Origin of the sequence: Methylobacterium sp. 190mf, from assembly GCF_900107945.1 — a bacterium.
Taxonomy (GTDB): domain Bacteria; phylum Pseudomonadota; class Alphaproteobacteria; order Rhizobiales; family Beijerinckiaceae; genus Methylobacterium.
On record NZ_FNVI01000019.1, the window covers coordinates 16,135 to 38,509 of the forward strand.

The 22,375-nt window shown below is 71.2% G+C and carries 23 protein-coding genes; 14 read left to right on the forward strand and 9 right to left on the reverse strand.

Translation table 11 applies throughout. From position 1 onward, the window contains the following. Nucleotides 1-8 precede the first annotated feature (8 nt). The gene (locus C4T42_RS21170; protein ID WP_181049199.1) at nt 9-719 is read left to right on the forward strand and encodes an HAD hydrolase-like protein; all 711 of its coding nucleotides are present in this window, start codon (nt 9-11) and stop codon (nt 717-719) included. On the opposite strand, the gene bamE is transcribed toward C4T42_RS21170, so the two are convergent. Further along, nucleotides 656-1,153 (reverse strand): outer membrane protein assembly factor BamE, encoded by a 498-nt coding sequence (gene bamE / locus C4T42_RS21175; RefSeq protein WP_020093881.1) that lies wholly within the window; start codon nt 1,151-1,153, stop codon nt 656-658. The two genes, C4T42_RS21170 and bamE, sit on opposite strands and share 64 nt — an antisense overlap. A 155-nt stretch (nt 1,154-1,308) precedes the next feature. On the opposite strand from bamE, the gene C4T42_RS21180 reads away from it, so the two are divergent. The 12 genes from C4T42_RS21180 to C4T42_RS21235 all read left to right on the forward strand — a co-directional run bounded on the left by C4T42_RS21180 (nt 1,309) and on the right by C4T42_RS21235 (nt 12,834). Then, nucleotides 1,309-1,878: a ubiquinol-cytochrome C chaperone family protein gene (locus C4T42_RS21180; RefSeq protein WP_020093880.1), complete on the forward strand. Its 570-nt coding sequence runs from the start codon at nt 1,309-1,311 to the stop codon at nt 1,876-1,878. Then, a complete protein-coding gene (locus C4T42_RS21185; RefSeq protein ID WP_103985834.1) occupies nt 1,875-2,405 on the forward strand; it encodes a DUF177 domain-containing protein in 531 nt (176 codons plus the stop codon). The genes C4T42_RS21180 and C4T42_RS21185 overlap by 4 nt, the downstream gene beginning before the upstream one ends. Before the next feature lie 144 nt (nt 2,406-2,549). Beyond that, nucleotides 2,550-3,584: a phosphate acyltransferase PlsX gene (gene plsX / locus C4T42_RS21190; RefSeq protein WP_026605038.1), complete on the forward strand. Its 1,035-nt coding sequence runs from the start codon at nt 2,550-2,552 to the stop codon at nt 3,582-3,584. Nucleotides 3,585-3,683: 99 nt separating this feature from the next. Next, nucleotides 3,684-4,691, forward strand: a complete 1,008-nt coding sequence (locus C4T42_RS21195) for a beta-ketoacyl-ACP synthase III (RefSeq protein ID WP_051123757.1) — start codon at nt 3,684-3,686, stop codon at nt 4,689-4,691. A gap of 167 nt (nt 4,692-4,858) precedes the next feature. Then, the gene (locus C4T42_RS21200) at nt 4,859-5,179 is read left to right on the forward strand and encodes an integration host factor subunit alpha (protein ID WP_020093876.1); all 321 of its coding nucleotides are present in this window, start codon (nt 4,859-4,861) and stop codon (nt 5,177-5,179) included. A gap of 114 nt (nt 5,180-5,293) precedes the next feature. Next, nucleotides 5,294-5,794 (forward strand): MerR family transcriptional regulator, encoded by a 501-nt coding sequence (locus C4T42_RS21205; RefSeq protein WP_091681863.1) that lies wholly within the window; start codon nt 5,294-5,296, stop codon nt 5,792-5,794. A gap of 89 nt (nt 5,795-5,883) precedes the next feature. After that, nucleotides 5,884-6,303, forward strand: a complete 420-nt coding sequence (locus C4T42_RS21210; RefSeq protein ID WP_026605037.1) for a hypothetical protein — start codon at nt 5,884-5,886, stop codon at nt 6,301-6,303. Between the two features lie 120 nt (nt 6,304-6,423). After that, on the forward strand, nt 6,424-6,867 hold the full coding sequence (locus C4T42_RS21215; RefSeq protein ID WP_026605036.1) for a hypothetical protein: 444 nt from the start codon (nt 6,424-6,426) through the stop codon (nt 6,865-6,867). Between the two features lie 218 nt (nt 6,868-7,085). Next, nucleotides 7,086-9,038 (forward strand): PrkA family serine protein kinase, encoded by a 1,953-nt coding sequence (locus C4T42_RS21220; protein ID WP_020093872.1) that lies wholly within the window; start codon nt 7,086-7,088, stop codon nt 9,036-9,038. A gap of 193 nt (nt 9,039-9,231) precedes the next feature. After that, nucleotides 9,232-10,533, forward strand: coding sequence for a YeaH/YhbH family protein (locus C4T42_RS21225; RefSeq protein ID WP_020093871.1), 1,302 nt, complete (start codon nt 9,232-9,234; stop codon nt 10,531-10,533). A 34-nt stretch (nt 10,534-10,567) separates the two neighbouring features. After that, a complete protein-coding gene (locus C4T42_RS21230; RefSeq protein WP_103985835.1) occupies nt 10,568-12,139 on the forward strand; it encodes a SpoVR family protein in 1,572 nt (523 codons plus the stop codon). A 266-nt stretch (nt 12,140-12,405) separates the two neighbouring features. Next, nucleotides 12,406-12,834: a PaaI family thioesterase gene (locus C4T42_RS21235; RefSeq protein WP_103985836.1), complete on the forward strand. Its 429-nt coding sequence runs from the start codon at nt 12,406-12,408 to the stop codon at nt 12,832-12,834. 107 nt (nt 12,835-12,941) lie between these two features. Here C4T42_RS21235 and C4T42_RS21240 read toward each other — a convergent pair whose 3' ends face one another. From C4T42_RS21240 to glyA, 4 genes are all read right to left on the reverse strand, one after another. Further along, the gene (locus C4T42_RS21240; RefSeq protein WP_103985837.1) at nt 12,942-13,565 is read right to left on the reverse strand and encodes a riboflavin synthase; all 624 of its coding nucleotides are present in this window, start codon (nt 13,563-13,565) and stop codon (nt 12,942-12,944) included. A gap of 3 nt (nt 13,566-13,568) precedes the next feature. Then, nucleotides 13,569-14,678, reverse strand: coding sequence for a bifunctional diaminohydroxyphosphoribosylaminopyrimidine deaminase/5-amino-6-(5-phosphoribosylamino)uracil reductase RibD (gene ribD, locus C4T42_RS21245; RefSeq protein ID WP_103985838.1), 1,110 nt, complete (start codon nt 14,676-14,678; stop codon nt 13,569-13,571). Next, the gene (gene nrdR / locus C4T42_RS21250; RefSeq protein ID WP_056523583.1) at nt 14,675-15,208 is read right to left on the reverse strand and encodes a transcriptional regulator NrdR; all 534 of its coding nucleotides are present in this window, start codon (nt 15,206-15,208) and stop codon (nt 14,675-14,677) included. The genes ribD and nrdR overlap by 4 nt, the downstream gene beginning before the upstream one ends. A 115-nt stretch (nt 15,209-15,323) precedes the next feature. Then, nucleotides 15,324-16,628, reverse strand: coding sequence for a serine hydroxymethyltransferase (gene glyA, locus C4T42_RS21255; RefSeq protein ID WP_103985839.1), 1,305 nt, complete (start codon nt 16,626-16,628; stop codon nt 15,324-15,326). Between the two features lie 586 nt (nt 16,629-17,214). Between glyA and C4T42_RS21260 the strand changes: the two genes are divergently transcribed. Next, nucleotides 17,215-17,619, forward strand: a complete 405-nt coding sequence (locus C4T42_RS21260) for a hypothetical protein (RefSeq protein WP_244603254.1) — start codon at nt 17,215-17,217, stop codon at nt 17,617-17,619. A 22-nt stretch (nt 17,620-17,641) separates the two neighbouring features. On the opposite strand, the gene C4T42_RS21265 is transcribed toward C4T42_RS21260, so the two are convergent. From C4T42_RS21265 to C4T42_RS21280, 4 genes are all read right to left on the reverse strand, one after another. Then, entirely contained in the window at nt 17,642-17,959 is a 318-nt protein-coding gene (locus C4T42_RS21265; RefSeq protein ID WP_103985840.1) for a cupin domain-containing protein, read from the reverse strand. A 73-nt stretch (nt 17,960-18,032) separates the two neighbouring features. Next, entirely contained in the window at nt 18,033-18,824 is a 792-nt protein-coding gene (locus tag C4T42_RS21270; protein ID WP_020093863.1) for a DUF937 domain-containing protein, read from the reverse strand. Between the two features lie 110 nt (nt 18,825-18,934). Then, a complete protein-coding gene (locus tag C4T42_RS21275) occupies nt 18,935-20,371 on the reverse strand; it encodes an MATE family efflux transporter (RefSeq protein ID WP_103985841.1) in 1,437 nt (478 codons plus the stop codon). Between the two features lie 17 nt (nt 20,372-20,388). Beyond that, nucleotides 20,389-22,362, reverse strand: a complete 1,974-nt coding sequence (locus tag C4T42_RS21280) for a monovalent cation:proton antiporter-2 (CPA2) family protein (RefSeq protein ID WP_020093861.1) — start codon at nt 22,360-22,362, stop codon at nt 20,389-20,391. Nucleotides 22,363-22,375 lie beyond the last annotated feature (13 nt).

Consider the following 22,375-nt stretch of genomic DNA (forward strand, 5'->3'; position numbering starts at 1 on the left):
CGGCCCGGATGCCGGCCGCGCCCGGGCCGGGTCTCGTCGTCCTCGACTTCGACGGCACGCTGGCCGACAGTTTCGGGTGGTTCTGCTCGGTGCTGAACGGCGTCGCCGACCGCTACCGCTTCCGCCGGGTCGAGGCCCACGAGGTGGAGGAGCTCCGGCTCCAGGGCGCCCGGGCGATCGTCGCCCATCTCGGCATCCCGCGCTGGAAGCTGCCGCTCATCGCCCGCCACATGCACGCGCTGGCCGCCCGCGACGCCGCGCAGATTGCCCTGTTTCCCGGCGTCCCGGCGATGCTGGCCGCGATTGCGGCGGCGGGCGTGCCGCTGGCGATCCTGTCGTCGAATCGCGCCGACACGGTGCGGCGGGTGCTCGGACCGGACAATGCCGCCCGCATCGGCAGATACGCCTGCGGGGCGTCGATCTTCGGGAAGGCGCGCCGGCTGCGGGCGTTGCTCGCGCGGACCGGGGTGCCGCCGCACCGGGCCCTCTGTGTCGGCGACGAGATCCGGGACCTCGAGGCGGCGCGGGCGCTGGGCTGCCCGTTCGGCGCCGTGGCCTGGGGCTACACCGACCCGCGGGCCCTCGCGTCCCATGGCCCCGAGCACCTCTTCCCGGAGCCCGGGGCGATCGCCCGCCTCGTGGCGGGCGAGGCCGGTCACATGCCGCGATTCGCGCCCGGCACGACGCTGGTGCCGCTGCCGCTGCCGAACGGCTCGTAGCGGGTCAGGCCGCGGAACAGCTGGCTGAGGAAGGCGCGGTCGGCGCCGCTCGTCGGCGTGGTGCGCTCGATGAAGTCGAAGATCCGGCCGTCCTGCAGGCCGTAGAGCGCCACGCGCTCGACCTTGAAGGCGGGGGTGAAGTACACGGCCGTGACCTTCTGGTCCTCGACCTGCTCGCCCAGGAACATGATTGTCCGGCGGGTGTTCTGCGAGATGTAGTACCAGGACTTGTTGCCGACCGTGGACACGGTCGAGGGCGTGCCCAGGATCTGCAGCACCTGCTCGGGGCCCATGCCGGGCTTGATCGTGGCGAGCGCCGCCTGATCGACCTGGTAGCCGTGGCGCAGCTCCTCGCCGATGCAGCCCGACAGACCGGTTGCCGCGAGGCCGAGCAGGGCGAGGCGCGCGAAGGACTGGACGAAACGGCGCCGCATCGGGCCCCCAGAGAGCGTGTTGACGGACGGGGCGCGACCGTCGCCGCCGGCACGGGGCTCCGACGGCGCTTGCGCCCTGGGCGTGGGTTGCCGTACCGCGGGGTTATGGCTTTGACAAGGCAAGCTTGGCCACAGAGGGCCGGGGTTCGACACCGATGATCGCCGGGCTGTTCCGCCGCGCGGGCGCGCGCCGCCGCGCCGTCGAGGGGCTGCACGTCGCCCTGAGCGAGGCCGCGCGCCGGCCAGGCCTCTACACGGATCTCGGCGTGCCCGACACCGTGGAGGGCCGGTTCGAATCCCTGTGCCTGCACGCGATCCTGGTCCTGCGCCGGCTGAACCGGCTGCCGCCGCCGGCCGCCGAGGTGGCGCAGGATCTGGTGAATTCCGTCTTCACCCAGCTCGACGCCTCCCTGCGCGAACTCGGCGTCGGCGACATGGGCGTGTCCAAGCGGATGAAGAAGCTCGGCGCCGCCTTCTACGGCCGGGCCGAGGGCTACGACGCGGCCCTGGAGGCCGGCGACGCCGCGGCCCTGGCGGCCGCCCTCGTCCGCAACGTGCTTGGCGGCGAGGGGGACGGGCGCGGTCTCGCCGCCTACGTGCGGGCGGCCGACGCCGCCCTCGCCGGGGCCGATCTCGACGGGCTGCTCGCGGCCGGGCCGCCCTTCCCGGAGCCCGACGGCTTCGCGCCGGTACCGGCCGGCCCTGACCATGGAGGACGCGCATGAGCCGCGATGCCAGCAGCCGCGATGCCGGCCAGGACGCTTTCCCGCTCGCGCGCTGGGTCAATGTCGAACGCCTGCCCCAGGGGCGCGGCGCCGTCACCGTGGAGGCGAGCCCGGCCGAGTGCGCGGCGCTGGCCGCCGATTTCGGCATCCCGGGGATCCGCGACCTCGTCGGGCGCTTCGCCATCGAGGGGGCGACCAGCCGCCTCACCGTGACCGGCACCGTGGAGGCCCTGGTGACCCAGGTCTGCACCGTCAGCCTCGAACCCTTCGAGGCGCCGGTCCGGGAGCCGGTCGAGGTGGTGTTCACCGACACCGACCGGCTCGTCGGCACCGATGCCGAGGACGCCGACATCCCCGACCCCCTGGTCGGCGGCCGCATCGATTTCGGCGCGCTCACCGCCGAGTTCCTGGCGCTGGGCCTCGACCCGTACCCGCGCAAGCCCGGCATCGCCTTCGAGCCGGTCGTGGCGGGCGACGAGGCCGGACCCCTCGACGGTCTGCGCAAGCTCCGCGACCGCGACGGCTGAGGCCGCCGCGTCCGGCCGGAACCGCCGGCCGCCCGATTTCATTTGCCCGCCGGGCCGGTATCGCTATGGTCCGCCGCGCCCGGCGGGCCCCGTCCCGCCGCCGTCCGACCCCTTTCCCGCCGAGACCCGCGACCCGCTACCGACATGTCCCAACGCGTGTGCATCTCGCTCGACGCCATGGGTGGCGACCACGGGCCCACCACGGTCGTGCCCGGCGCGGCGCTGGCCCGGGAGCGCCATCCCGGCACCACCTTCCTGATGTTCGGCGACGAGGCGGTGATCGCGCCGCTGGTCGCCAAGGAGCCCCGGCTCAAGGACTGCGTGGAGATCCGCCACACCAGCGTGGCCGTGGCCATGGACGACAAGCCGAGCCAGGCGGTGCGCCAGGGCCGGGGCAAGTCGTCCATGTGGCAGGCGATCCAGGCGGTCCGCGACGGGCAGGCCGATGCCTGCGTGTCGGCCGGCAACACCGGCGCGCTGATGGCGATGTCGAAGATCTGCCTGAAGACCATGTCGGGCATCGAGCGCCCGGCCATCGCCTGCCTGTGGCCGACCGTGCGCGGCGAGAGCGTCGTGCTCGACGTCGGCGCCACGATCGGCACGGATGCCGAGCACCTCGTCGAGATGGCCGTGATGGGCTCGGCCATGGCGCGCATCGTGTTCGACCTCGAGCGCCCCACCGTCGGCCTGCTCAACGTCGGCACCGAGGAGATGAAGGGCAACGAGGCGGTCAAGGAGGCTGCCCGGATCCTGCGCGAGATGGAGAGCCCCGGCCTGACCTATCACGGCTTCGTCGAGGGCACGGATCTCGGGCGCGGCACGGTCGACGTGGTGGTGACCGAGGGGTTCACCGGCAACATCGCCCTCAAGACCGCCGAGGGCACCGCCAAGCAGATCGGCACCTATCTCCGCTCCGCCATGACCCGGACGCTGGCCGCCAAGATCGGCGCCCTGTTCGCGCGGCAGGCCTTCAAGGCCCTCAAGGACAAGATGAACCCGAGCCGGGCCAACGGCGGGGTGTTCCTCGGCCTCGAGGGCATCGTCATCAAGAGCCACGGCTCGGAGAACGCGCAGGGCTTCGCCGCGGCGATCGATCTGGCGCACGACATGGCGCGCCACGACATGATCCGCACGATCCGCGAGATGCTCGACCAGACGGCGGCGCTGGCGCCGGCCTGACGCCGGCACCGGGCCTCCGTCGACGGACGGGATGGAAATCGGACGCCCGCGGCTTCACAACCGGCGATTGTGAAGCTGGATCGTCCGGGAAGGACAATGATGGCAACCCTCCGCACTGACCCCGAGCAGCACCGGCGCGTCCCCCCTCTGCGCTCGGTGGTGGTCGGGACCGGCTCGAGCCTGCCCGCGCGGGTGGTGACGAACGCCGACCTCGCCGAGCGGGTGGACACGTCCGACGAGTGGATCGTCCAGCGGACCGGGATCCGCCAGCGCCACCTCGCGGGACCCGACGAGACCACCTCGGTCCTCGGTACGCGCGCCGCCAGGGCGGCCCTCGACGATGCCGGGCTGAGCGCGGACGACATCGACCTCGTCATCTGCGCCACCTCGACGCCGGATCACACCTTCCCGGCGACCGCGACCCAGATCCAGGCGGCACTGGGCATCCATCAGGGCGCGGCCTTCGACCTGCAGGCGGTGTGCGCCGGCTTCGTCTTCGCGGTCTCGACCGCCGACAAGTTCCTGACCACGGGGGCCGCCCGCCGGGCCCTCGTGATCGGCGCCGAGACCTTCTCGCGGATCGTCGACTGGGAGGACCGCACCACCTGCGTGCTGTTCGGCGACGGGGCCGGCGCCGTCGTGCTGGAGGCGCAGGAGGGGGCCGGGGACCGCGGCGTCCTCAGCGCGAGCCTGCGGTCGGACGGACGCCACCGGGAGAAGCTCTACGTCGACGGCGGCCCCGGCTCCACCGGTACAACCGGCCACCTGCGCATGGAGGGCCGCGACGTGTTCCGATTCGCCGTCGGGCAGGTCACCGACGTGATCGTGGAAGCCTTCGCGCAGGCGGGCATCACCGCGGAGGAACTCGATTGGTTCGTGCCGCATCAGGCCAACCGCCGGATCATCGAGGCCTCGGCCGACAAGCTCGGTGTCGCTCGGGACAAGATCGTCCTGACGGTGGACCGCCACGGCAACACCTCGGCGGCCTCGATACCCCTGGCCCTCGACGTGGCGCGGCGGGACGGCCGCATCCGGGCGGGCGACCTCGTGATGATCGAGGCGATCGGCGGCGGGTTCAGCTGGGGCGCCGCGCTGATCCGCTGGTAGCGTTTCGGGCGGCGCGCCCGAAACGATTCGCTGTCCCGGCGCGGTTGACCGGGGGCGGAGCGCCGATTAGCGTGCCGGATCATAGGGATACGCCTTCAGCGTTCGGCGCGGCCAAGGGTGCCGCGCCGTGCGTCATGGGGCGAGCGACGCGGGCGAGGGGACACGGCATGGCAGGCAAGACGGTGACGCGCGCCGACTTGAGCGAGGCCGTCTACCACCAGGTGGGCCTGTCGCGGACCGAGTCGGCCGCCCTCGTCGAGACCGTGCTGTCCGAGATCTGCAGCTGCCTCGCGAGCGGCGAGACGGTGAAGCTGTCCTCGTTCGGCTCCTTCGTGGTCCGCAGCAAGGGCAAGCGCGTCGGCCGCAATCCCAAGACCGGGGTCGAGGTCGCGATCGAGCCGCGGCAGGTGATGGTGTTCAAGCCCTCCAACGTGCTCAAGGCCAAGATCAACGGCCTGAACGGCGCGGGCGACCACGACGACGAGTGAGCGCGCCGCGAATGCGGCCGCGTCGGCGAGCGCTTCGGGCGGGCTCTTCAGGCTTGAGTGCGGCCCCGCGAGCCGGCAAGATCGGGCCGCTTCGCCCCGCTCCGTAAGACGCCCATGCCGCCAGCCCTCGCCGCCTCGACCGACGAACCGCCGACCGGGATCGGCGAGAAGAGCGCCCACGCGTTCCGGACGATCAGCGAGGTGGCCGAAGAGCTCGACGTGCCCCAGCACGTCCTGCGGTTCTGGGAAACCCGCTTCGGCCAGATCCGCCCCGTGAAGCGGGCGGGGGGGCGCCGCTACTACCGGCCCCAGGACATCGAGCTCGTCGCCGGCATCCGCCATCTCCTGCACGTGCAGCGCTACACCATCGCGGGGGCGCAGCGGGTCCTCAAGGAGAACGGCGTCCGCTTCGTGCAGGCCGTCGGCCGCGGCGAGGCCGTGGCGGCCGAGCCGCTGCTTCAGGAGGTCGAGACCGAGGCGGGAGCCCGGAGCGGGACCGGGGGCGCGACATTCGGCGCGTCGGACCGGGCGGCCCTGGCCGAGGCGCTGGACGAGTTGCGCGCCTGCCGCGCCCTGCTCGACGGGCTGCGCGACCTGCCCGACATGGAGGCCTGAGCGGGCCTGAGCGGGCCTGCCGGGCTCGACGACCCCGGCACCGCGCGCGGCGGGCGAACTTTCCGGCAACACGTCGCGTTGTCGCCCGCATGGCCGCGCCCAAACCCAAGTTGACGCCCAGCCAGGAACTGATGGCCCGCATCATGCGGATCGTCCGCTCCTGCCCGGAGGCGGCGTCCGAAGTCCTGGAGCTGATGTTCCTCGTCAGCCAGATCGAGGCGGCCACCGGGGTCGACCGGGACTATCGCGACGCCAAGCGGGTGATCAGCCGCTTGCGCAACCCGCTCTGGGAGATGGGTCCCACCGACCGGGAGAAACTCCTGGCGGCCGCCGAGACGATTCGCCGGGTCTGCCGGCTGGCCGAGGACGAGATTCCCCCCGTGCCGGTGGCCGATGCCGGGGAGCGGGCGCGGGTCGAGGGGCGGCTCGCCGCCGCCCTGGCCGGCGAGTTCGACGCGGCGCAGATCGCCCGCATCACCGGGATCGTCGCGGCGGCCCTCCAGAATTAACCCGCCGCCCGAGCCCTCGACGCCCGTGCGCGGCGTCCCCACATGGTCTCCACCGATGAACGGGACATCCGGACGCGTGTCCGGGGAGAGGTCCCGGGTCGGCACTGGAGAGACGCTGCCATGATTGCCCTACGTCCGCTCGCCGCGCTGCTCGCAGGGAGCATGGCACTGGCCGGGCCCGCCCTGGCCCAGACGCCGTCCAGCCGAACCAAGACGGTGGCGCCCGGCAAGACGGTCCGCATCGAGATCGCGCCCAACCTCAAGAAGGATTGTTCTCCTGGGCCGATGCCGGAGTTCAAGGTCTCGGGCCCGCCGAAGAACGGGTCGGTGATCACCAAGGTTGGCAAGCTGAAGACGCCGGCGAGCTACCGCTGTCCCAACAAGGAAGCGGCCGTCCAGGCGCTGTTCTACCAGCCCAACAACGGATTCACCGGCACCGACGAAGTGACGTTCGAGGTCAAGAGCTCCGACGGCCAAGTCCAGACGCAGACCGTCAAGATCACGGTCGGGGGCGCGGGGACCAAATCAGGAGACGACGGCAAGAAAGAGGGCACGGATTTGTGAGCAGGCTCCGGCCGAAACGGTATCTGGCCAGTCCTGCCGCTCGGTCAGCCGTCCGGGGGCGTCACGGAGTCTCGTCCGTGACGCCTTCAGCGCTCCGGAGTGTTGCATGCAATCGACATGCCGGGCGCCATGCTCGCCGCACTGCGACAAAAGCGGGCCTGTCGGTTGCATCCGAGCCGAGACAGGATGAAGCTGTCACGGTCTGAGAGGGTTATCGAATGCCGATGCATGCGACGAACGACCTTTTCCAGAGCTTCGCCCGAGGGTACGAGGCCCGCCGCGACACGGAGATGACGCTCTCCGAGTACCTGGAGGCCTGTCGCGACGAGCCCCTGATGTACGCCTCGGCCGCCGAGCGCATCCTCGCGGCGATCGGCGAGCCGGAATTCGTGGACACCGCCAGGGATTCGCGCCTCGGCCGGATCTTCATGAACCGGACGATCCGGACCTACCCGGCCTTCCGCGAATTCTACGGCATGGAGGAGACGATCGAGCGGATCGTCTCGTTCTTCCGCCACGCCGCGCAGGGCTTGGAAGAGCGCAAGCAGATCCTCTACCTGCTCGGGCCGGTGGGCGGCGGTAAGTCGTCGCTGGCCGAGCGGCTGAAGCTCCTGATGGAGGTTCACCCCGTCTACGTACTCAAGGCTGGGGACGAAGTGTCGCCGGTCTTCGAGAGCCCGCTGGGCCTGTTCGACCCCGAGACCATGGGCGAGGAGATCCAGCGCCGCTACGGCATCCCGCGCCGGCGGCTGACCGGCCTGATGAGCCCCTGGGCGCTGAAGCGCCTCGACGAGTTCAACGGCGACATCTCGCGCTTCAAGGTGATCAAGGTCCGGCCGTCGCGCCTGCGCCAGATCGCCATCGCCAAGACCGAGCCGGGCGACGAGAACAACCAGGACATCTCCTCGCTCGTCGGCAAGGTCGACATCCGGCGGCTGGAGACGCTGTCGCAGGCCGATCCCGACGCCTACTCGTACTCGGGCGGCCTGAACCGGGCGAACCAAGGCATCCTCGAGTTCGTCGAGATGTTCAAGGCGCCGATCAAGATGCTGCACCCGCTGCTCACCGCGACGCAGGAGGGCAACTACGTCGGCACCGAGAATATCGGCGCGATCCCGTTCACCGGCGTGATCCTCGCCCACTCGAACGAAGCCGAGTGGCAGACCTTCAAGACCAACAAGAACAACGAGGCCTTCATCGACCGGATCTACGTGATCAAGGTCCCGTACTGCCTGCGTGTCACCGAGGAGCAGCGGATCTACGAGAAGCTGATCTCCGGCTCGGAGCTGTCGGACGCGGCCTGCGCCCCCGGCACGCTGGAGATGCTGGCGCGGTTCTCGGTGCTGTCGCGGCTCCGCGAGCACGCCAATTCCAACGTCTTCTCGAAGATGCGGGTCTACGACGGCGAGTCCCTGCGCGAGGTCGATCCCCGCGCCCGCTCGATGCAGGAGTACAAGGACACGGCCGGCGTCGACGAGGGCATGGACGGGATCTCGACCCGCTTCGCCTTCAAGGTGCTGGCCGCGACCTTCAACCACGACACCACCGAGGTCTCGGCCGACCCGGTGCACCTGATGTACGTGCTGGAGCAGTCGCTGCGCCGCGAGCAGCTCCCGCCCGAGACCGAGAAGAAGTACCTGGAATTCATCAAGACCGAACTGGCCCCGCGCTACGCGGAGTTCATCGGCCACGAGATCCAGAAGGCCTACCTCGAATCGTACCACGATTACGGGCAGAACCTGTTCGACCGGTACATCGACTACGCCGACGCCTGGATCGAGGACCAGGACTTCAAGGACGCCGAGACCGGCCAGCTCATGAACCGGGAGCTCCTGAACCAGGAGTTGACCAAGATCGAGAAGCCCGCCGGGATCGCCAACCCGAAGGACTTCCGCAACGAGGTGGTGAAGTTCGCCCTGCGCTCCCGGGCGCAGCACGGCGGCCGGAATCCCAGCTGGACCAGCTACGAGAAGCTGCGCGAGGTGATCGAGCGGCGGATGTTCTCCCAGGTGGAGGAGCTGCTGCCGGTGATCTCCTTCGGCTCGAAGAAGGACGGCGAGACCGAGAAGAAGCACGGCGAGTTCGTCGAGCGCATGGTCGCGCGCGGCTACACCGAGCGGCAGGTCCGCCGCCTGGTGGAGTGGTACATGCGGGTGAAGCAGGCCGGCTGAGGGACGACGGGGCTCGACCGGCCCGCTCGGTCGGCCGGGCCCCGTTCCGACCCTCCGCCGCCACAGTTTCGGACGACCGGCCGGCGAAGATCGCGGCCCTGCTGCCAAAGAGGGATCCTTCCCTCCGGTGACAGCATGGTACGACAAGGGTCCGGACCCGGCCGGAGCACGCGGACGAGGGTTTTCGCAGCGGATGCACATCGTCGACCGACGTTTGAACCCGGGCGGCAAGAGCCTCCCGAACCGCCAGCGCTTCCTGCGGCGCGTGAAGGACGTGGCCCAGCGCGCGGTGCGGGAATCCGCCCGCGAGAAGGACATCAAGGATCTCGGCAAGGACGGCCGCGTCACCGTGCCGGCGGACGGCGTCCGGGAGCCCCGCTTCTCGCGCCAGCCCGGCACCGGCCTGCAGGACCACATCCTGCCCGGCAACAAGACCTACGTGGAGGGCGACACGATCGAGCGCCCGCCGGGCAGCGGCGGCGGTCGCGGCTCCGGCGAGGGCGGGGAGGGCGGCGAGAACAGCGAGGACGCGTTCCGCTTCGTGCTCACCCGCGAGGAGTTCCTGGAACTCTTCCTCGAGGATCTGGAATTGCCGGACCTCGCCAAGCGTCGCCTCGCCATCGTCGAGACGGAAGGGTTGCGCCGGGCGGGCTACACGGTCACCGGCTCGCCGGCGAACCTCGCGCTCACCCGCACCCTGCGGAACTCGATGTCGCGGCGGATCGCCCTCAAGCGCCCGAAGCCCGACGAGGTCGCGGCCCTGGAGGCCCGGCTCGACGCCCTCGCCGAGGGGCACCCGGAGCGGCCGGACCTGGAGCAGGCCCTGTTCCGGCTGCGCGAGCGCGCGAAGCGCATCCCCTACGTCGACCCGATCGACCTGCGCTTCCGCCGGTTCGAGCCCTATCCGCGGCCGATCGCGCAGGCTGTGATGTTCTGCCTGATGGACGTGTCCGGCTCGATGACCGAGCACATGAAGGACCTCGCCAAGCGATTCTACATCCTGCTGCACATCTTCCTGACGCGCCGCTACCGGCACGTCGAGATCGTGTTCATCCGCCACACCGACCGGGCGACCGAGGTGGACGAGGAGACCTTCTTCGGCTCCCGCGAGACCGGCGGCACCCTGGTCTCGTCGGCGCTCGTGGAGATGAAGCGCGTCATCGCCGAGCGCTACGACCCGAACGACTGGAACATCTACGCGGCCCAGGCCTCGGACGGCGACAACGTCTCGTCCGACGGGCCGACCTCCACGGAGCTGCTGCGGTCGCACATCCTGCCCGCCTGCCAGCACTTCGCCTATCTGGAGGTGGGCGACGAGAACGGTCCCCGCGCCGGCTTCGTCGAGCACCGCACCACCCTGTGGCGAACCTACGAGGCCATCGCCAAGGCCGGCGGCCCGATCGCCATGCGCAAGGTCAACCACCGCCGGGAGATCTACCCGGTCTTCCGCGAGCTGTTCGGCCGCAAGGAAGGCCGCGCCGAGGCGGAGGCGTGATGCCGTCGCACGCATCGACCGATCGGGAGGCCGCATGACGCTCGTCAAGGCACGCACGCCCCAGATCATCGCGGGCAACCAGAAGCCGCTGTTCACCGGCAACGACTGGGATTTCGACACGATCCGGCGGATCCACGACGCCTGCGAGGCGGTGGCCGGGCCGCAGCTCGGCCTGTCGTGGTACCCGAACCAGATCGAGATCATCACGGCCGAGCAGATGCTCGACGCCTACGCGTCGATCGGCATGCCGCTGTTCTACAAGCACTGGTCGTTCGGCAAGCACTTCGCCCAGCACGAGGCCGGCTACCGCCGCGGCCTGATGGGGCTCGCCTACGAGATCGTCATCAACTCGGACCCGTGCATCTCCTACGTCATGGAGGAGAACACGGCGACGATGCAGACGCTGGTCATCGCGCACGCCGCCTTCGGCCACAACCACTTCTTCAAGAACAACTACCTGTTTCGGCAGTGGACCGACGCCGAGGGCATCCTCGACTACCTCGACTTCGCCAAGGGCTTCATCGCCCGCTGCGAGGAGCGCTACGGCCACCAGGCGGTGGAGCAGGTGCTCGACGCCGCCCACGCGCTGATGAGCCAGGGCGTCCACCGCTACCCGCGCAAGAAGCGGCCGGACCTCGCCTCCGAGCAGCGGCGCGAGCGCGAGCGGATCGAGCACGGCGAGCAGATCTACAACGATCTCTGGCGCACCCTGCCGCAAAAGATCGGCACAGCGCGTCCGGACGCGGCCGCCGAGCGGCGCAAGGCGCTGCTCGAACTGCCGCAGGAGAACATCCTGTATTTCCTGGAGAAGGCCGCGCCCCGTCTGCGCCCCTGGCAGCGCGAGATCCTGCGCATCGTCCGCCTGGTGGCCCAGTACTTCTATCCGCAGCGCCAGACCAAGGTGATGAACGAGGGCTGCGCCACCTACTGCCACTACCGGATCATGAACGCCCTGTCGGAATCCGGGCAGATCACCGAGGCGGCCTATCTCGAGTTCCTGCAGTCGCACACCAACGTCATCCGGCAGCCGAACTACGACGACCGCTCCTACGGCGGCCACAATCCTTACGCGATCGGTTTCGCGATGATGCAGGACATCGCCCGCATCGCCGAGCAGCCGACCGAGGAGGACCGGGCGTGGTTCCCCGACATCGCGGGGGTCGGCGACGCCATGGCGGTCCTGCGCGATTGCTGGGAGAATTACCGGGACGAGAGCTTCATCCAGCAGTTCCTGTCGCCCAAGCTGATGCGCGATCTGCGCCTGTTCCACGTGGTCGACGATCCGGAGGAGCCGGAGCTGCGGGTGGAGGCGATCCACGACGAGCGCGGCTATCGCAAGCTGCGCCGCTCCTTCGCGCGGCAGTACGACGTGGCGTGGCTCGACCCCGACATCGAGGTGGTGGACGTGGATCTGGAGGGCGACCGGCGCCTGATCCTGCACCACAAGGCGATCAACAAGATCACCCTGCAGAAGGACGACGCCAAGCGGGTGCTGCAGCACCTCGCCGACCTCTGGGGCTACGACGTGGTGCTCAAGGAGGTCGAGCCGGCCAGCGGCACGGTGCTCGGCGAGATCACCGCCAGCGCGCGGCCGATCTTCTTCTGAGCAGGACGGCGGGAGGGCGCCTCCCGCCCGATTCCTCGTCCTGATGTGGCGTCCGGCCGAAACCCTCGATGGTGGCAGCCCTCCGTCATCACGAGCGCAGCGAAGTGACCCAGGGTCGCGCGACATCGGTGAATGTAGCGCCGACTGGATCGCTTCGCGCCGCTCGCCAAGACGGCACCGGCCGATCGACCGGGACCTTCCGATCAGGACGGCGGTTCCGAAGGCCTCGTGATTGCCTCGGCAGTACCGCCGTGCTGCATGGAGCGATGACCGCCACGATCCTCACCCTCGCCGAGACCGGCGACTTCCTCGACCGCGAATTCCCGCAGATGCAGGCGGGCGGGCGCGCCTACCACCTCGAGGCCGTGGGACCGCTCTCGGCGCGGATGCGGCTCGAAGCCCACGAGCGCTTCCTGCGTCCCGGCGCGACCGTGTCGGGGCCGGCCATGATGGCGCTCGCCGACTACGTCCTCTACGCGGCGATCCTGGCCAATATCGGTCCGGTGGCGCTCGCGGTGACGACGAGCCTCACCTTCAACTTCCTGCGCAAGCCCGCCACCGGGGATCTCGTGGCCGAATGCCGGCTGCTCAAGCTCGGCCGGCGCCTCGCCGTCGGCGAGGTGTCGATCACCGCCGCGGGCAACCCCGACCTCGTCTGCCACGCCACCGGCACCTACTCGATCCCGCCGCGCTGACGCGCCGTCTTCGCGAGCGCAGCGAAGCAACCCAGGGCAGCGCGCGATTGCCAGACGGGGCGTGTCGCTGGGTTGCTTCGCCGCGCTCGCAAGGACGGGAGGCTTGCTCAGCCGACACGCGCCTCGGCGAGCCGGGCGGCGTAGCGGGCGATCAGGTCGACCTCGAGGTTGAGCCGGTCCCCCTGCCGCCGCTCTCCCCAGGTGGTGACCTGGAGCGTGTGCGGGATCAGCAGCACCGAGAACAGGTCGTCCGCGACCGCATTCACGGTGAGCGAGGTGCCGTCGAGGCAGACCGAGCCCTTCTCGGCGATGAACTTCTTCACGGCGGCCGGGGCCCGCAGGGTGAAGCGCTCGCTGGCGCCCCAGGCATCGGCCGTCACGCTCACGCGCTCCACGATCTCGGCGATGCCGTCAACGTGGCCGGTGACGAGATGGCCGCCGAGCTCGTCGCCGATCTTCAGGGAGCGTTCGAGGTTGATCCGCGTGCCCGCCGCCCAGGTGCCGACGGTGGTGCGCGCCAGCGTCTCGGCGGCGGCGTCGACCGCGAAGACGCAGCCGCCCGTGGCGGGCTCCACCGACACGGCGGTGAGGCACGGTCCGGCGCAGGCGATCGAGGCGCCGAGCGCGATCGTCGCCGGATCGTAGGCGGCGCGGATCGCGATCCGGCGCAGGTCACCGTCGCCCGAGACCGAGACGACCGTGCCGATAGCGCTGACCAAGCCCGTGAACATCGCTTACGTCCTGTTGCGTTCGTAGGTCACGGCCGTGTCGGGCCCGAGCTGCAGCCGCTCGGCCTCCCGGAACCGCTCGCCCGCTAGGGCTTCCGCCAGGGCCGGGCCCAGGGCCGGCAGGCCGCCCGCTGCGCCCAGCTCCGCCGGCCCGGTGACCAGCGTGCAGGCATCGATCAGATCGGCCCGGGCCAGCGCCTCCGCAAGGCGGGGGCCGCCCTCGCTGCACAGGCGGGTCAGGCCGCGCTCGCCGAGACGCGCCAGGGCCGCCGGAAGGTCGATCCCGCCGGCCGCGTCCGCCGCTACGGTGGCGACCTCGACGCCGAGGGCCTCCAGGGCCCGCCGCGCGTGGGCCGGGGCCGAGCGGGTCGTGAGCACCAAAGTCGGTGTGTCGCGGGCGGTGCGGGCGAGGACGCTCGCCGGGGAGAGCCGCAGATGCGTGTCGAGCACGACCCGCAGGGGCGAGCGCGTGCCGAGGCCCGGCAGCCGCACGGTCAGCGACGGGTCGTCGGCCCGGGCGGTGCCGATGCCGATCAGGATCGCGTCGGCGTGGGCCCGCCACAGGTGGACCGCCCCGTCCGCCACCGGCCCGGTGATCCGCAGGCGCTCCGGCCCGGCGGAAGCGCAGAAGCCGTCGCGGGTGCGGGCGAGCTTGAGGTGCAGGGCCGGGCGGCCGCGGGTCACCCGGGTGACGTGGCCGACATGGTCGCGCGCCGCCTCGTCCCGCATCAGCCCGGTCTCGACCGCGACGCCGCCCCGCCGCAGGAGGTCGTGGCCGCGCCCGGCCACCCGCGGGTCGGGATCCTCCAGGGCGCTGACCATCCGGGCTATCCCGGCGGCCAGGATGGCGTCGGTGCAGGGCGGCGTGCGGCCGTGATGGGAGCAGGGCTCCAGGGTGACGTAGAGGGTCGCGCCGCGGGCGGCCTCGCCGGCGGCGGCGAGCGCCACGGGCTCCCCGTGCGGGCGCCCGCCCGGCGCCGTGGCCGCCGTCCCGAGGATGCGGCCGGTTTCGGGCTCGACCACGACGGCGCCGACCGACGGGTTCGGCCAGGTGGTGCCGAGCCCGCGTCGGCCCAGCGCCAGGGCGAGGCGCATGAAGTTCGGGTCGCCGCTCATGGACGCCCGGCGCGGCGCCGCCCCGACGCCTCGGGCTCCGGGTCGCCCTCCGGACCCGGCGCGGCCGCCGGTACCGGCGTGCCGTCGCTCAGCGTGCCGAGCAGCTCCTCGAAGTCCCGGGCCTCGCGGAAGTTCTTGTAGACGGAGGCGAAGCGCACGTAGGCGACGTCGTCGAGGCCCTTCAGCCCCGCCATCACCAGCTCGCCGATTGCCTCGGAGGTCACCTCGGGCTCGCCCGCGCTCTCGAGCTGCCGGGTGATGCCGCTGACCAGCCGCTCGATCCGCTCCGGATCGACGGCGCGCTTGCGCAGCGCCACGTCGATGGAGCGCTGGAGCTTGTCGCGGTCGAACGGCACGCGCTTGCCCGAGCGCTTGAGCACCACGACCTCGCGGAGCTGCACGCGCTCGAAGGTGGTGAAGCGGCCGGCGCAGTCCGGGCAGACCCGGCGGCGCCGGATCGCGGCGCCGTCCTCGGAGGGCCGCGAGTCCTTCACCTGGGTCTCGGAGCCGCCGCAGTAGGGACAGCGCATGGATCTCGCTACTCGGGCATGGAAACGGCCGCGGACCGGTCGGATCCGCGGCCGTTTCCTAATCCACCGCGGGCCGGCCCGGAAGACCGGCCCCGGCTCAAGCGGCCCTCTTGCCTCAGCCGTAGATCGGGAACCGGTCCGTCAGTGCGTGGACGCGGGTCTTGACGTCGGCCTCGACCGCGCTGTCGCCGGCCTCACCCTTGGCGGCGAGCCCGTCCAGCACCTCGACGATGAAGCCGCCGATCTGCTTGAACTCGGCGACGCCGAAGCCGCGCGAGGTGCCGGCCGGGGTGCCGAGCCGGATGCCCGAGGTGATGGTCGGCTTCTGCGTGTCGAAGGGGACGCCGTTCTTGTTGCAAGTGATGTGCGCCCGCGACAGGGCCGCCTCGGCGGCCTTGCCGGTGAGGCCCTTCCGCTGGAGGTCGACCAGCATCAGGTGGTTGTCGGTGCCGCCCGAGGTGATGTCGTAGCCGCCCGAGATCAGCGTGTCTGCGAGCGCCCGGGCGTTCTCCACCACCTGGCGGGCGTAGATCTTGAACTCGGGCTTCAGCGCCTCGCCGAAGGCCACCGCCTTGCCGGCGATGACGTGCATCAGCGGGCCGCCCTGGAGACCGGGGAAGATCGCCGAGTTGAACTTCTTGGCGAGCGCCTCGTCGTTCGTCAGGATCATGCCGCCGCGCGGGCCGCGGAGGGTCTTGTGGGTCGTCGTGGTGGCGACGTGGGCGTGCGGGAACGGCGACGGGTGGACGCCGGCCGCCACGAGGCCCGCGAAGTGGGCCATGTCGACCATGAAGTAGGCGCCGACCGAGTCGGCGATCTCGCGGAACTTGGCGAAGTCCCAGTGGCGCGGGTAGCCCGAGCCGCCGGCGATGATCACCTTCGGCTTGTGCTCCTGGGCGAGCTGGGCGACCTGCTCCATGTCGATCCGCTGGTCCTCGCGGCGCACCGTGTAGGAGACCGGCTTGAACCACTTGCCCGAGACGTTCGGCGGCGCGCCGTGCGTCAGGTGGCCGCCGGCGGCGAGGTCGAGGCCCAGGAAGGTGTCGCCGGGCTGCATCAGCGCCAGGAACACGCCCTGATTGGCCTGCGACCCGGAATTCGGCTGCACGTTGGCGAAGCCGCAATCGAACAGGCGCTTGGCGCGCTCGATGGCGAGACCCTCGGCGATGTCCACGAACTGGCAGCCGCCGTAGTAGCGCCGGCCCGGATAGCCCTCGGCGTACTTGTTGGTGAGCACCGAGCCCTGAGCCTCCAGCACGGCGCGGGAGACGATGTTCTCCGAGGCGATCAGCTCGATCTCGTGCTGCTGGCGGCCGAGCTCCTTGGCCACCGCCTCGGCGATCTCGGGGTCGGCTTCCGTCAGCGGGGCGGCGAAGAAGCTGTTGGAGAAGTGCTTGTCGGCGGCGGTACCGGCGCTCATGGTCTGCCTCTGTTCTGGTAGGGGCGATGCCCGGCCTTTCGTCGGCGTGCACGGGCGGGCGTTGAAGGTGGGATTCCTACACGCGCCGAGGGCTCAGGCCAAGCACAGGCATTTTGCTCGCGCGCCAAGAATAATTTGTCGCAGCCTGCCGCGGCGACCTCGAGAGTGCTGCCGGCATATTTTCCTTCTCTGCCACCAACGGCTCGATAAAAGGAAAAAAGTCATGGAATAAATCATGAACGTTTCGAGGATCAGAGACGCGATGCGGTACTGTGATCTGCCGGATGTCCTGGATTATTCCATCACTGAGCTTCGGCTCGGCCTGGCCTTCATCGCGCGACAGCAGGACCAGCGCTGCCCCGGTTCGAGCGATCTGGGATATCAAGACCGGCAAGGCGCAGTAGACGCCAGCTCGCGCGCGCGAACTGCGCAGAGATGTCGGCGTGGATGACAGTTTTCTCCTCATGGAGGTTCACTTGAGACGAGGAAACTCGGTCAAGGGACTGTCAATATCCGCGATCCTGCTCGGAGAGAGGTTGCCATGAGCATGGAAGCCTAGGCGCTCTGCGCGGGCGCGATGCCTGGCGTGGCGGAATGGCAGGCGGCCATCCACGAAAACGGGTTCGATCTGAAACTCGACGCCGCGCGCATACCGCCGGCCACGCAAGGGCATCTGCCCGCGACCTGGCGGCGCCGCGAGGCCGGCTTCGAATGCCAGATCATTCCGCTGTCGGATCTGACGGACACCTATACCGACATCGACTTCGGCGGGCCGTGGACGTGCGTCTATGCCTTCTACTTCGCCACGCTCCCGGCTTGCGTCGGGGCGTGGATGGCTGTCGCGGCCTGCGCGGCCCAGTCGGACGGTATCGTCTTCGATCCGCAAGAGGGGCAGCTGCTCACCGCCGAGGGCGCGATCCGCTACGCTCGCGACACGGTGGCGCGCATCGTCAGTCTGGAGGCGCAGTTCGACGCCTCGGCGGGCGGCTGAGGCCGGACGGCGTGTCGCGCCGTCAGGCCCGCGGGGCGAGGTTCGTCTCGATCAGGACCGTCTCGGTCTCGAACGCGGCCGCGTGCCACGCACCGGCCGGGAAGTGGAACACGCTGCCGGCCGAGAACGGCTCGCGGCCTCGCTCGGTCTCCAGGATCCCCGAGCCCGAGAGCACCTGAACGAACTGCTCGTGATCGTGGCTGTGCGCCGGCGCCGAGACGCCGGCCGGGACGACCACGCGCACGAGGCTGGCGCCCGAGCCCGGGATCGTGCGCTTGGCGACGCCGTTCCCGCCGAGACTCTCGGCGTGGTCGTCCCAGGCGGTCAGGTAATCGCTCATCGACGGGTCTCCTCGCCGGCAGGGTGGCGCTCCGATCGGTCGGGTCAACGCTCGACCGGACCCCGCCCCCGCGTCAACCGGTCCCGCCGGGCTGGCGGCCGCGCCGGCCCTTGCCGGCCGCGGGGTCGGCCGGCGCCGGATCCGGTCGGGCCGGGTTGGTCGACGGCGCCGGAGGCACGGCGCTCGCGGACGGCGTGCCGGAGGTGGGCCAGAAGGTCTCGAACAGCTCCCGCATCGCCCGGATGTTGTTGCCCTGAACCTCAGCCCCGGTGCGCAGCATCTGCTGGAACATGTCGGAGCCGGCCTCGCCCGCGCTCGCCTGCGGATTGGCGGCGGGCCTGACGGTGGGCTTGGCGGTAGGCTTCGGCGGCGGAGCCGGCGGCTCGACCGCCGGCATCATCGCCCTGGCCATCTCGGCCCAGGCCGGGCCGAACGGGAACGGCACGGGCGGCGGCGGCGCGCTCGGTCGCGCCGGCTCGGCCTGCGGCTGGTTCAGCATGACGTGGACGATGCTCGCCACCACGGCGCCCGCCATCATCGGCAGCATCTGGCGCAGGACCTGCGCGCCGACGCCGCTCGTCGCCGAGGCCTGCCGCAGCACCGCCTGCATCAGCTGCGCCGAGCCGAACATCTGGCCGAGGGCCTCGAACCCCTGCGCCGGCGCCGGCTTGGCGGCCTCCAGACCGAACATCCGCGCGAAGCCGGTCGGGTCCAGGCCGACGCTGCGCTGGAGGCCGAGCGTCAGGGCCGGCATCAGCGCCTCGAAGGCGCGGGCCGTCTGCTCGGTCGTCAGGCCGAACGGCTGGCCCATGGCCTGAAGCCCGGCCTCGCCCTGGGCCTGGAACATCTCGAGCGGGTTGAACATGACGCCTCGATCCTGTCCCGGCCGGGACCGCCCGGGACAGGGCATCGTGACCCTTTGCGCGGGGAAATACCAGTTCCCACCCGCGGAACTTGTGCCTCCGCGCCGCCGTCTCAGCTCAGCGGCTCGGGATGAGCGTGCCCCGGCGGCAGCGGCGCCGCCCGGTGGGGCGCCTCGGCGGCGACGTCCGGCTCCGGCCGGCGCGGGCCGACCCCCTCCAGCCGGTCGACCGTGCGGCGGGCGAGCAGGATGCCGAGCGCGCCGAAGACCAGGGAGCCGACCCCCATCCCGGCCACCACGCCGCGGGGGCCGTAGAGCGACGCCCCGAGCATGGCCGGCGGGATCGTCCCGAGCGTCGCCCGGCCCCAGTTCAGCAGCGTCGAGCGCAGCGGGAAGCCGAGATTGTTGAAGGCGGCGTTGCCGAGGAACAGGAGCCCGTTGAAGAACCAGATCGCGCCGCCGACGAGGCAGAAGAAGCCGAACAGCTCGGCCGCGACCCCCTGCAGGCCGAACAGGCCGGCGAGCCATCCCCGAGCCAGCGTCAGGAGGAGCCAGACCGCGGCGCAGTAGGCCAGAGTCACCCGGATCGCCGCGCCGAGCACGCCGCGCATCCGTTCGAACAGGCCCGCGCCCCAGTTCTGCGCCAGGATCGGGCCGATCGCCCCCGACAGCGCGAACAGGCCGCCGAAGGCCACCGGCGTCAGCCGGTCGATCACCGACGCGGCCGCGACCGCGTCCGCTCCGTAGCCGGCGAACAGACGCGCCAGGAAGGCGCTCGCCACCGAGGGGGCGAGGTTCGTCAGCACGGCCGGGCCCGCGACACCTGCCAGGGCTGCCGCGTCGGCCGGCAGATCGGACAGGCGCGGCCGGCCCAGGAGGCCGTGCCGGGCGACGCCGCGGACGCCCACCGCCACGAAGGTCGCGCGCGCCGCGCAGACCGTGATCGCCGCGCCCGTGACGCCGAGGCCGGCCCCGAAGATCAGCAGCGGATCGAGGAGCGCGGTGATCACGGCGCCGGCCAGGGTGACCGACATCGCCTGCCGCGCCTCGCCGACCGCGCGCAGCAGCCCGGTGAACAGCATGCCGGCGGCGAGCAGAAGGTTCGACGGCAGGGTGATGTAGAGGAACAGGACGGCCACCCGCAGCGCCTCGCCCTGCGCGCCGATCAGGGCCAGGAGCGGGCCGGCCAGCAGCGCGATCAGCCCCGCGATGAGGGCGGCCACGAGGCTGCCGAGGACCAGCGCCGAGGTCGCGAGGCGCCGCGCCGCCGCGCGGTCGCGCGCGCCGACGGCCTTCCCGACCAGGGCGCCGGCGGCGATCATCAGGCCGATATTCACCGCCGTGGCGAAGAACTGGACGATGCCGGCGAAGCCGACCGCCGCCGTGAGGTTCGGGTCGCCCAGCGTCGAGACGTAGAGCAGCGACAGGAGATCGACGACGAAGATCGCCATCAGGCCCACCGAGCCGGTGGCCGCCATCACCACGACGTGGCGGAGGATCGAGCCGGTGACGAAGCGGCCCGCCTCCGCCGGGGGCGGCCCGTCGGACATGTCAGACATCCCGCCCGTCACGCATCCCGGGCGCTGCCTTCCGCCTCGAGCTCGGCCTCCGGATCGGGATCCTCGGCGGCTTCCGTCTCCTGCGGGGCCAGGGCGGGCTTCTCCAGGAGCCGCTCGGCGGCCTCGCGCCGGTCGCTGCCCACGAGGTCGCGGGTCTCGGTGCTGAGCGCCCGGGCCGGCCGGACCGGGGCGGTCAGCGGCTCGGGCTTCAGCCCGGCCGCGGCGCCGCGCATCCAGCTGGACCCGTCCGGCAGGGCGCCCGCCTGCTGCAGGACCAGCCGCGCGATGTCCCGCTTGCGCACGTCGTCGGTCCGGGCCGTGGCGGCCTCCGGCGACAGGCCGAGCCCCTCCAGAGCCGCCCGCCCGAAGGCGAGGGCGGATTCGGCGGTCTCGCGGATCTGGTAGTCGACGTCCCGGTTCATCAGCTCCACCGCGTGCAGGCGGTCGTAGGCCCGCACGAAGGTCCGCACGCTCGAGAATTCCTCGTGGACGATGTCGACGATCTTGAGGGCGCCCTCCCGGTCGTCGACGCAGATGCAGACCAGCTCGACCCGGCCGATCCCGGCGGCGCGGAGCACGTCGAGGCGCGTGCCGTCGCCGTAGTAGATGCGGAAGCCGAAGCGCGAGGCCGCGCGCAACTGCTCCACGTCCTTGTCGATCACCGTGACCGGGATGCCCTCGGCCATCAGCACGTGCGTCAGCACCTGCCCGAACCGGCCGAAGCCGATCACCAGCACCCGCGCGTCGCCGCTCTCGGACAGCTCGGTGGAGGGCTCCTCCAGCGCGAAGGTGCTGCGCGCGTTGCGCCGCTCGATCAGCTTGTCGAGACCCTTGGCGGCGATGGGGCCGATCAGCATGGTCAGCGCGGCGAGCGCCACCGCGAAGCGCGTCGCCGTGACGCCGGTGAGGCCGAGATCCTGGGCCTGCGGCAGCAGCACGAAGGCGAACTCGCCCGCGGGCGCCAGGACCGCGGCCCCCCGCAGGGCCCCGAGGGTATCCGAGCCGAACAGCCGGAACAGGCCGGCCACGATGGCGACCTTGACCAGGATCGCCGCCAGGGTCGCGCCGAACAGGGCCGGCCAGACCTCGCGCACGAGGGTACCGTCGATCGACATGCCGACGCTCATGAAGAACAGGCCGAGCAGCATGCCGCGGAACGGCTCGATGTCGGCCTCCAGCTGGTGGCGGAAGTTCGACTCGGCGAGCAGGATGCCGGCGAGGAACGCGCCCATCGCCATCGACAGGCCGACCTGCTCCATGAGCAGCGCGGTGCCGAGCACCACCAGGAGCGCCGCGGCGGTCATCACCTCCCGGGCGCCGCTCGCCGCGAGCAGCCGGAAGAACGGGTTCAGGCCGTAGCGGCCGACCAGCACCACCGCGAGGATCGCCGCGAGCGCCTTGCCGGTGGAGACCGCGGCCTCCCCGAGCCAGGAGACGTCGGTCGCCTCGCCGGCCGAGGCCAGCAGCGGCATCAGCGCCAGGATGCCGACCACCGACAGGTCCTGGAACAGCAGGACCGCGAAGGCGCGCGCGCCGTAGGCGCTGCCGAGATCGCCCCGCTCCTCCAGGAGCTGCAGGGCCACCGCGGTGGCCGAGAGGGCGAGCGCGAGGCCGATCACCGCGGCGGCGCCGAAGCTGAGGCCCGCCACGAGGCCGGCGCCGCCGAGCACGAGCGCGCAGACGACGAGTTGCGCGGCGCCGAGGCCGAAGATGTCGCGGCGCATCGAGACGAGCTGCGACAGGTGAAGCTCCAGCCCGACGATGAAGAGCAGGAGCACCACGCCGATCTCGGCGACGCTCGCGGCCGTGTCGGGCTCGGCGATCAGCGACAGGCCGGAGGGCCCGATCAGCACGCCGGCCACGAGGTAGCCGAGCACGGCGCTCTGCCCGATCAGCCGGAAGATCGGCACGCCGATCACGGCCGCCGTGAGGAAGGTCAGGACCGGCGGCAGGAAGCTCGCATGTTCGACGGGGCTCGCCATGGTGATCGTCCCG

Bases quoted from the DNA above. Each gene is read 5' to 3' on its own strand.
- C4T42_RS21170 (WP_181049199.1), top strand. From the start codon at position 9: ATGCCGGCCGCGCCCGGGCCGGGTCTCGTCGTCCTCGACTTCGACGGC.
- bamE (WP_020093881.1), bottom strand. From the start codon at position 1,153: ATGCGGCGCCGTTTCGTCCAGTCCTTCGCGCGCCTCGCCCTGCTCGGC.
- C4T42_RS21180 (WP_020093880.1), top strand. From the start codon at position 1,309: ATGATCGCCGGGCTGTTCCGCCGCGCGGGCGCGCGCCGCCGCGCCGTC.
- C4T42_RS21185 (WP_103985834.1), top strand. From the start codon at position 1,875: ATGAGCCGCGATGCCAGCAGCCGCGATGCCGGCCAGGACGCTTTCCCG.
- plsX (WP_026605038.1), top strand. From the start codon at position 2,550: ATGTCCCAACGCGTGTGCATCTCGCTCGACGCCATGGGTGGCGACCAC.
- C4T42_RS21195 (WP_051123757.1), top strand. From the start codon at position 3,684: ATGGCAACCCTCCGCACTGACCCCGAGCAGCACCGGCGCGTCCCCCCT.
- C4T42_RS21200 (WP_020093876.1), top strand. From the start codon at position 4,859: ATGGCAGGCAAGACGGTGACGCGCGCCGACTTGAGCGAGGCCGTCTAC.
- C4T42_RS21205 (WP_091681863.1), top strand. From the start codon at position 5,294: ATGCCGCCAGCCCTCGCCGCCTCGACCGACGAACCGCCGACCGGGATC.
- C4T42_RS21210 (WP_026605037.1), top strand. From the start codon at position 5,884: ATGGCCGCGCCCAAACCCAAGTTGACGCCCAGCCAGGAACTGATGGCC.
- C4T42_RS21215 (WP_026605036.1), top strand. From the start codon at position 6,424: ATGATTGCCCTACGTCCGCTCGCCGCGCTGCTCGCAGGGAGCATGGCA.
- C4T42_RS21220 (WP_020093872.1), top strand. From the start codon at position 7,086: ATGCCGATGCATGCGACGAACGACCTTTTCCAGAGCTTCGCCCGAGGG.
- C4T42_RS21225 (WP_020093871.1), top strand. From the start codon at position 9,232: ATGCACATCGTCGACCGACGTTTGAACCCGGGCGGCAAGAGCCTCCCG.
- C4T42_RS21230 (WP_103985835.1), top strand. From the start codon at position 10,568: ATGACGCTCGTCAAGGCACGCACGCCCCAGATCATCGCGGGCAACCAG.
- C4T42_RS21235 (WP_103985836.1), top strand. From the start codon at position 12,406: ATGACCGCCACGATCCTCACCCTCGCCGAGACCGGCGACTTCCTCGAC.
- C4T42_RS21240 (WP_103985837.1), bottom strand. From the start codon at position 13,565: ATGTTCACGGGCTTGGTCAGCGCTATCGGCACGGTCGTCTCGGTCTCG.
- ribD (WP_103985838.1), bottom strand. From the start codon at position 14,678: ATGAGCGGCGACCCGAACTTCATGCGCCTCGCCCTGGCGCTGGGCCGA.
- nrdR (WP_056523583.1), bottom strand. From the start codon at position 15,208: ATGCGCTGTCCCTACTGCGGCGGCTCCGAGACCCAGGTGAAGGACTCG.
- glyA (WP_103985839.1), bottom strand. From the start codon at position 16,628: ATGAGCGCCGGTACCGCCGCCGACAAGCACTTCTCCAACAGCTTCTTC.
- C4T42_RS21265 (WP_103985840.1), bottom strand. From the start codon at position 17,959: ATGAGCGATTACCTGACCGCCTGGGACGACCACGCCGAGAGTCTCGGC.
- C4T42_RS21270 (WP_020093863.1), bottom strand. From the start codon at position 18,824: ATGTTCAACCCGCTCGAGATGTTCCAGGCCCAGGGCGAGGCCGGGCTT.
- C4T42_RS21275 (WP_103985841.1), bottom strand. From the start codon at position 20,371: ATGTCCGACGGGCCGCCCCCGGCGGAGGCGGGCCGCTTCGTCACCGGC.
- C4T42_RS21280 (WP_020093861.1), bottom strand. From the start codon at position 22,362: ATGGCGAGCCCCGTCGAACATGCGAGCTTCCTGCCGCCGGTCCTGACC.